Genomic DNA, 6,413 nt, shown 5'->3' with positions numbered 1-6,413 from the left:
TAGACAAGCTGTTGCCTTGGTCAACATCGCTACCGCTGACTTGCCACGTGTTTAAATCTTAATCCAGCTTATCTTAGCTCTCATCTGATGACAAGGTGGGGGCTATTTGACGCTTACCTTTAAACCGACTAGATATGATTCTGTCTTATTACTAGAGTTGTTTTTTTCTGCAAAAGCTGATAAGTCCAAGCTAAAAAACATTACCAGGGCTAGTAATATTGCCAGCCCTCTTCGATACATATTTTTCCCCAAAGTCATGACACTCCTTCATATTTTTTGGAAGTTTTCCCTCCACTCTCGTATTGTAAATTATTAATATATTTCTGTAAATAATATTTTTTATAAAATTTATCCATTTAAGCCATATATAAAACAAGAAACTACCTTGAGTAATCTGAGACACAACTGACATGAGAGACTAAAACTGCCTTGTGTTTAACACGTTACCTACTTTTCTTCTTCGTGCTTCAATAAAAACAGCAGCTGATATTGATAGGTCTGCACCCCAATTGTTAGACACGACTAACAATGGAGGAGCAGTTTTTTTGCCATATTACAGAGTTTAGAAGTGAAATTGTAGGCCATTCATCAGTATCAAAATGGGACTGAAGGAGTCAAAAGCATTGCAAAATCATTAGGGATCAATCATGAAGCTCTACGTATGTGGATTAGACTAGGCAATACAAATATCACGGCCTAAAAGCTTTTGAAAAAACCTATACAACGTACTCCATGGCATATAAACTAGACGTACTCAACTATATGAACGACAATGGGACGTCTCCAAATGAAGCAGCTGTCATCTTCAATATCTCATCTCCAGGGATGATTCGAGAATAGCGTAGTCAATTTAATAAACATGGTATTGACGCCCTAAAACCAAAGAAAAAGGGGCGCCACTTTATGACGGATAAGATTAATAAAAGACCTAAGAAGCAAGAACCTATCGAGGGATCAGTTGAAGCGCTACAAGCTGAAGTGGAGTCTGCGTATGGAAAATGCCTATTTAAAAAAGTTGAATGCCTTAGTTCAAAACAAGGAAAAATCACCAAACAAGACAAAGTGCAAGTAGTCTATGAATTAAGGCTTGAATTTCCGGTGGTTGCATTGCTAAAGTTGGCTGAAGTCAAACGTAGCACCTTTTATTACATTGTGAAGCAGTTTGGCAAGCCAGATCCAAACGCAGACCTGAAACTACTTATTCAATCCATTTACGAGGAACATCAGGGCATTATGGCTATCGTCGTATCTGTGATGAACTATTTAATCGGGGAAACCGAGTTAATCATAAAAAAGTGCAGCGTATCATGAAAGAATTAGGCTTGAAATCTGTGGTGCGCATGAAGAAATATCGTTCCTATAAAGGGACAGTAGGCAAAATCGCATCTAACCAAATGAGAAGTGGGTTACTTATATTACGGAGTTTAAGTTATTTGGAGAGAAGCTGTATTTATCACCTGTTTTGGACTTGTTTAACGGTGAAATTATCACTTACACAGTAGGATCTCGCCCTACATATTCCCTAGTCACGGAGATGCTAAATATGGACTTTAAAACGCTTATCCGACGAGGATGAACTCCTCTTTCATTCGGATCAAGGCTAACACTACCAGATGAAGCAGTATTAACATGCTTTGAAGAAACAAGGGATTACCCAAAGCATGTCACGCTACCGAACTCATGCCCAACAGGTTGCATAAAATATTTCTCTAACTTTAAGGGGACACTTCACCCTGATGTGCATCGGCTCGTTGGCCACACATCGTCTTTTCCCCACAGCTAATTGGAGTAATTGCAACCAACAAACTGCTCCAAGATGCGTTGAACTATCGTTACTCGATAGCTTAGAACGGAGATTGAACGAATGCTCGAGAGATTAGAAGAAAAAACACTGATGCTATTTTCCCTCAGTGTTTTTTTCTTTTTTTGTACGTTTTATGAAGCAACTTCATTTCCAAGCATTCGGACGAGTTCGTCTCGATTTATGAGTTGGACCTTAGCCTTGGTGGCTAACTCGATGGCTGCTTTCGTGAAATACGAAGTGGTTATGACATAACATTCCGTGCAATCATATATAATCTTTCCGGCAATTGCTTCTTGGACTACCGCATTGCCTATGCAATAATTCGGATAATAACCAACAGGAGGATAATGTCGTAAGTGTAGTTGCTCTTTTAATAATGAATTGAATCTGTGTTTCTGAGCAAATTCGGTAATTTCTTTCTCGTCGTACTTTAACTTTTGACCAGGTTCAATGGTAAGCTGTCGGAATCGTTTCTCAACTTCATTTCCACATGCCCCACAATGCCCTAATCTATAAACTGTTTTTGGTGCCGGCACGTCTTCTTCTTCTTCAATTCCATTATCAGCTCTTATTTTGTCATTCCGACATTTTTCACATTTCAACTTAACTTATCCGAATTTGACTCCGTGGTAGCATTTTTTAAAAATCACATCATCAATGAGATAGAATTTTACAAATACCAAAGCCATCAAACCAATTACAATAAACCCGAATATCTCAAAAATTACATCTACATAGTCAGGCAACCCCAAATATTCTTTTAACGAATCGTACAATTCCATTCACCTTCTACACAAATTGATAGAAAAAAAGCTCTAGGGGGATTCCTTCCCTCCATAGAGCTTGTACTTTGACGATGCTTTCGGTCTAAATTATTTTACCACGTTAATAGAAAAATGGAAATAGTACACCTTATCGGTTTCCATTCTTTTCCACTCGAGTTCAAGCGTTTCGCGAATTAGATAGAACTGCAAACAGAGTGCGACATTTGAATGCCTTGCACTCCATTCTTAGGTGTATATTCCAAGTATAATTTAAATTTCAACATAATCACCTCTGAGGTAATATTCTCTAGTATTAAAGGAAAAAACATTACATCATTTGCTCCGCTATACTGCCCGTTAGAATTCCTGTAAAACGAATAATTTGGCGTTTTAATAAAAATGAGCGCCTCTGTACGATGGGGTTACGCACGAGGTCATTTCCTCAAAAAAACCATCTGGAGGTCGCTCTATTATGAACCTGAATCCGTGACACCTCAGTAATCTCAACCGTATGGCACATGGATCATCTTCCAATCTGACCCAATAGCCAAATTCAGCTGTTTCAGGGTAACTCAAAACAGAACCCTTGCTCTCAAGCGTTCTGCTTAGTCGTATGAAATGCTTGTCTTTAGCTGAAGTGTATATATAGACGACGCAACTGCCGGAACCAAGGGCTCCATCTTCCAAAACAAAGCTTGAAGCTTCGAGCATGTTTCACATAACGCGCCGAAATGAGCATAAGATCTTGGATTACGGTCCGAATACGCTGGCGGAAAACCTTCTTCTTCTTCTTCTTTGGCGCATCTTGGTCGGTCAAGGCAACCTGACCAATTAATCGAAGCATGTTGTAAGCGAATAATCCCATATGTAAGATGAGGTCATTCGTAGCGAACTTGCCTTACGGTAGTCGTTCAAGGTCAAGTTCAGATTTAATCTCACTGTGGAATTGCTCACTTGTGGCATGATCCTTGTACAACTCGACGATTTGTTCCTCCGAGCATTTAAGTGTCGTCCAGAAAAGTGCCAGCTCGATCTCTGGGACAAGGAGCACCTGACCGTCCCGTTCAATGGTGCGCTCCGTCACATGGTAAACGAGTTGCACGGGCTTAATGAAACGCTCTGGTTGGACAGTCATGGTTCCTAAATAGATGTTCTTACCTGGTCGCACTTCTTTGCAACGCCCTTCCTTTTTCGCGTGTGTGAGCCATTGTTCGGGTGACTCTTTACGCGGGTTGCGTTTAATAATGAAATCTCCTTCTTGGTCAAGCAGCAGATTCACATTATCGGCTGCATCATTGCCGCCATCTAGACGAGCAAGAATCGGTAGGCTAGAGATGCGCCGTGCATACCGAAGGCTCCTATCAATGAAGTCGTCAGCATTCTTTTGAACATGTGTTTTGCCTTCACGAAGTTCGACATTAACGCCATAGCCCTCTTGTCCGAGGTAAGCAAAGAAAGGTGAGCCATCAAAGCCTTTGTAGGTTCTGGATACGCCTTCCTTCTTCGTATTGGAGTTGTCAAAGGGCGATACATCCAGATCAAGAGGTAAGTAGGAGCGCACCTTATCCTCATCATCGGTTATTTGAACAGCTGTAAGCGGAGCCTTAACACGTTTTATCAAATCGGCTGACTCTTCGAGAATGATCTTCTGCCATTCGCCAGATGGAGCTGCTTGGTCAAAGCGTTGACGCATGGTGGGACTGGACGCTAATTTGTATATGCCGAGAGCCCGCGAGAAAAATTCATCTTGGCGAAATGGCTCAATATGGTCAAAGTCGCTTTTCCCTTGGCAAAGTAAGCCCAAGTAAGCGCGAACGTTGTCTGCATGTGAGATATCGGGTATTTTGGTTTCGCCAACCTTGGATAGGTTCAACCGTTTATTAAGATGAGTACCGGCAAGAAGTTGCCCGACGATAATAAGACCAGCACGCGAAGTTAAATAATCACTGGAAGTTTCAAGTGTAAATTTCGTTGTCATAGGAGTTCACCCCATAGGTGCAATTAGATATCAGCAGAAAACACGCTGTGATCTCAATTTTACTCCTAAAATCTCTTATAATCTACGATTTTCTTAAATTTATGTCACGGATTCAGGTAACGGTTATCATAAAGTTATAAATAAGGATAAACATGGATCCGCGGAGGAGAATAGCGATGAATAAACAAGAGCTTATTCAAGAAGAGATAGGGATCGTATTCGTGAATGGAGCTGGAATGAAGAGCGGAGTATGGAGCAAAGTGATCGAAGGAATGAAGCAGCCGTGCTTGTCGGTTGATTTTCCGCTTAGAGAAGGAGCGGTTGAAGCGAGGAAAGAGCTTGCATTGGCAGATTATGTGACCCATATGCAAAAACAGATAAATCAATGGGGCGTTAAGAAGTTCATTATTGTGGCACACTCGCTCGGAGGCGTTCTTGCGCTTAGACTCGCTTACGAATTTTCTGATCGCTTGGCAGGCTTTGTTGCAATTGGAGCAGCCATTCCGAGTAATGGCGGTTCATTTCTATCGGTTCTGCCCTTCCCTAAGCGAATACTGCTGTCTGCCATTTTGCGGAAAATGGGTACGAAGCCACCAGAGTCCGCGATTCGTTCTGGACTTTGCAATGATCTTACGCCAGAGCAAACGGCCGAGCTCGTGCACGGCTTCATTCCTGAATCCCTTCATGTATATACAGATCGTGTCGATGCTCCCATTCCAGACGTTCCTAAACTATATGTGAAGCTTAACAAGGATAAAGAATTTGGCCTGTCCCTGCAAAATAAAATGATCTCCGCACTCTCTCCGCAATTCGTGCGAAATCTAGACACCGGGCATTTGCCGATGCTTAGCGATCCAAATGGGTTGAGACTCGTGCTGCAGGACTTCTTCAAGCATGTGGCTAGATAGCAAAAACGACAAGCCTCGGAAATCATCACTTTGTCCAGGCTTGTCGTTTTTGATGTATTTAAAGGAGTCATTCGCATACTGACTAACTAAATATTAAGCCAAAGGAACCCTTCTGGACAAGCGCTCCCATTTATCTAGATACAGATTCAAGTCAGACTGAAGGCTTTGCAAATATTTTAGATGAGCTTTATTTTCATTCACGATCGTCTCGTCTGAGCTTTTGCTCGAAGCTACGGAATATTCCCTCGTCACGCCATCCTTCGAATACTGTATCGAATCGAATTTGCCTTCCTTCCATACTTTTCTCATATTCACATTCGACCCGGACAACTGAATGTTCGTCTTGGCATCCTTATAATTGAAGCTATAGGGCTGATCGGCTAAAGTATGGGCAACGGAGAAGCCCGCCGCAAATCGATCGTTCGCGAAAGTGCCAAATTGGATCTTATGCGATTCAACTTTACCGTTATGGTCAGAAACCTTCGTAGAATAAGAGCCATTTCCTATTTTCAAGTCTTTTTTCCATTGACCCTCGTATGTAATGACAAAGTCTTTGTTGTCGCTCTTGTACCTGTGCACGTATTTGCCGCTCCCAGTGCGCTTTCCATCCACCCAGTCACCGGAATAGGATTTTGTCTGGTACCAATTCATCGTTCCTTTTCCATGCGGTTTTCCATTTTTTACTTGACCGTAGTAAAAAACATCTTCTGAGATGTCAAGATACTGTTTCTTTACGGCCGCATCGGCAGTGGTTCCCCCCAAAGCTGATGTTGTGAAGACAAATGCCAAGACAAAGCTGAATACCAAAAAAGTTATTTTTTTCATAGGCAAACACTTCCCTTTCTGTATATGTTTAGATTCATTCTATTAGGATAATAAACACGATATGCGATTTTGAAACAGGATACAACCCCATAAAAAAAAATTCTCATCCGCTTGGGATAAGAAGCCTGAAAGAA

The 6,413-nt window shown here is 41.6% G+C and carries 3 protein-coding genes and 2 pseudogenes; 2 read left to right on the top strand and 3 right to left on the bottom strand.

Annotated features, from left to right (window positions below; genetic code table 11):
* Positions 1-622: 622 nt before the first annotated feature.
* Positions 623-1,625 (top strand): annotated as a pseudogene (locus AC1TPC_RS25390) (IS3 family transposase); the annotation flags it as partial.
* A gap of 310 nt (positions 1,626-1,935) precedes the next feature.
* Here AC1TPC_RS25390 and AC1TPC_RS25385 read toward each other — a convergent pair.
* Both AC1TPC_RS25385 and AC1TPC_RS25380 read right to left on the bottom strand, forming a co-directional pair.
* Positions 1,936-2,406 (bottom strand): restriction endonuclease, encoded by a 471-nt coding sequence (locus AC1TPC_RS25385; protein WP_482069522.1) that lies wholly within the window; start codon positions 2,404-2,406, stop codon positions 1,936-1,938.
* Between the two features lie 790 nt (positions 2,407-3,196).
* Positions 3,197-4,546, bottom strand: a pseudogene (locus AC1TPC_RS25380) (IS1380 family transposase).
* Between the two features lie 176 nt (positions 4,547-4,722).
* Between AC1TPC_RS25380 and AC1TPC_RS25375 the strand changes: the two are divergent.
* The gene (locus AC1TPC_RS25375; RefSeq protein ID WP_482069521.1) at positions 4,723-5,454 is read left to right on the top strand and encodes an alpha/beta fold hydrolase; all 732 of its coding nucleotides are present in this window, start codon (positions 4,723-4,725) and stop codon (positions 5,452-5,454) included.
* Positions 5,455-5,547: 93 nt separating this feature from the next.
* On the opposite strand, the gene AC1TPC_RS25370 is transcribed toward AC1TPC_RS25375, so the two are convergent.
* Positions 5,548-6,279: an MORN repeat-containing protein gene (locus AC1TPC_RS25370; RefSeq protein ID WP_482069520.1), complete on the bottom strand. Its 732-nt coding sequence runs from the start codon at positions 6,277-6,279 to the stop codon at positions 5,548-5,550.
* Between the last annotated feature and the right edge of the window lie 134 nt (positions 6,280-6,413).

Source organism: Paenibacillus sp. Y280 (genome assembly GCF_056786335.1).
The sequence above is the reverse complement of the archived record's forward strand: the minus strand, read 5'-3'. Positions and strand labels throughout refer to the sequence as shown.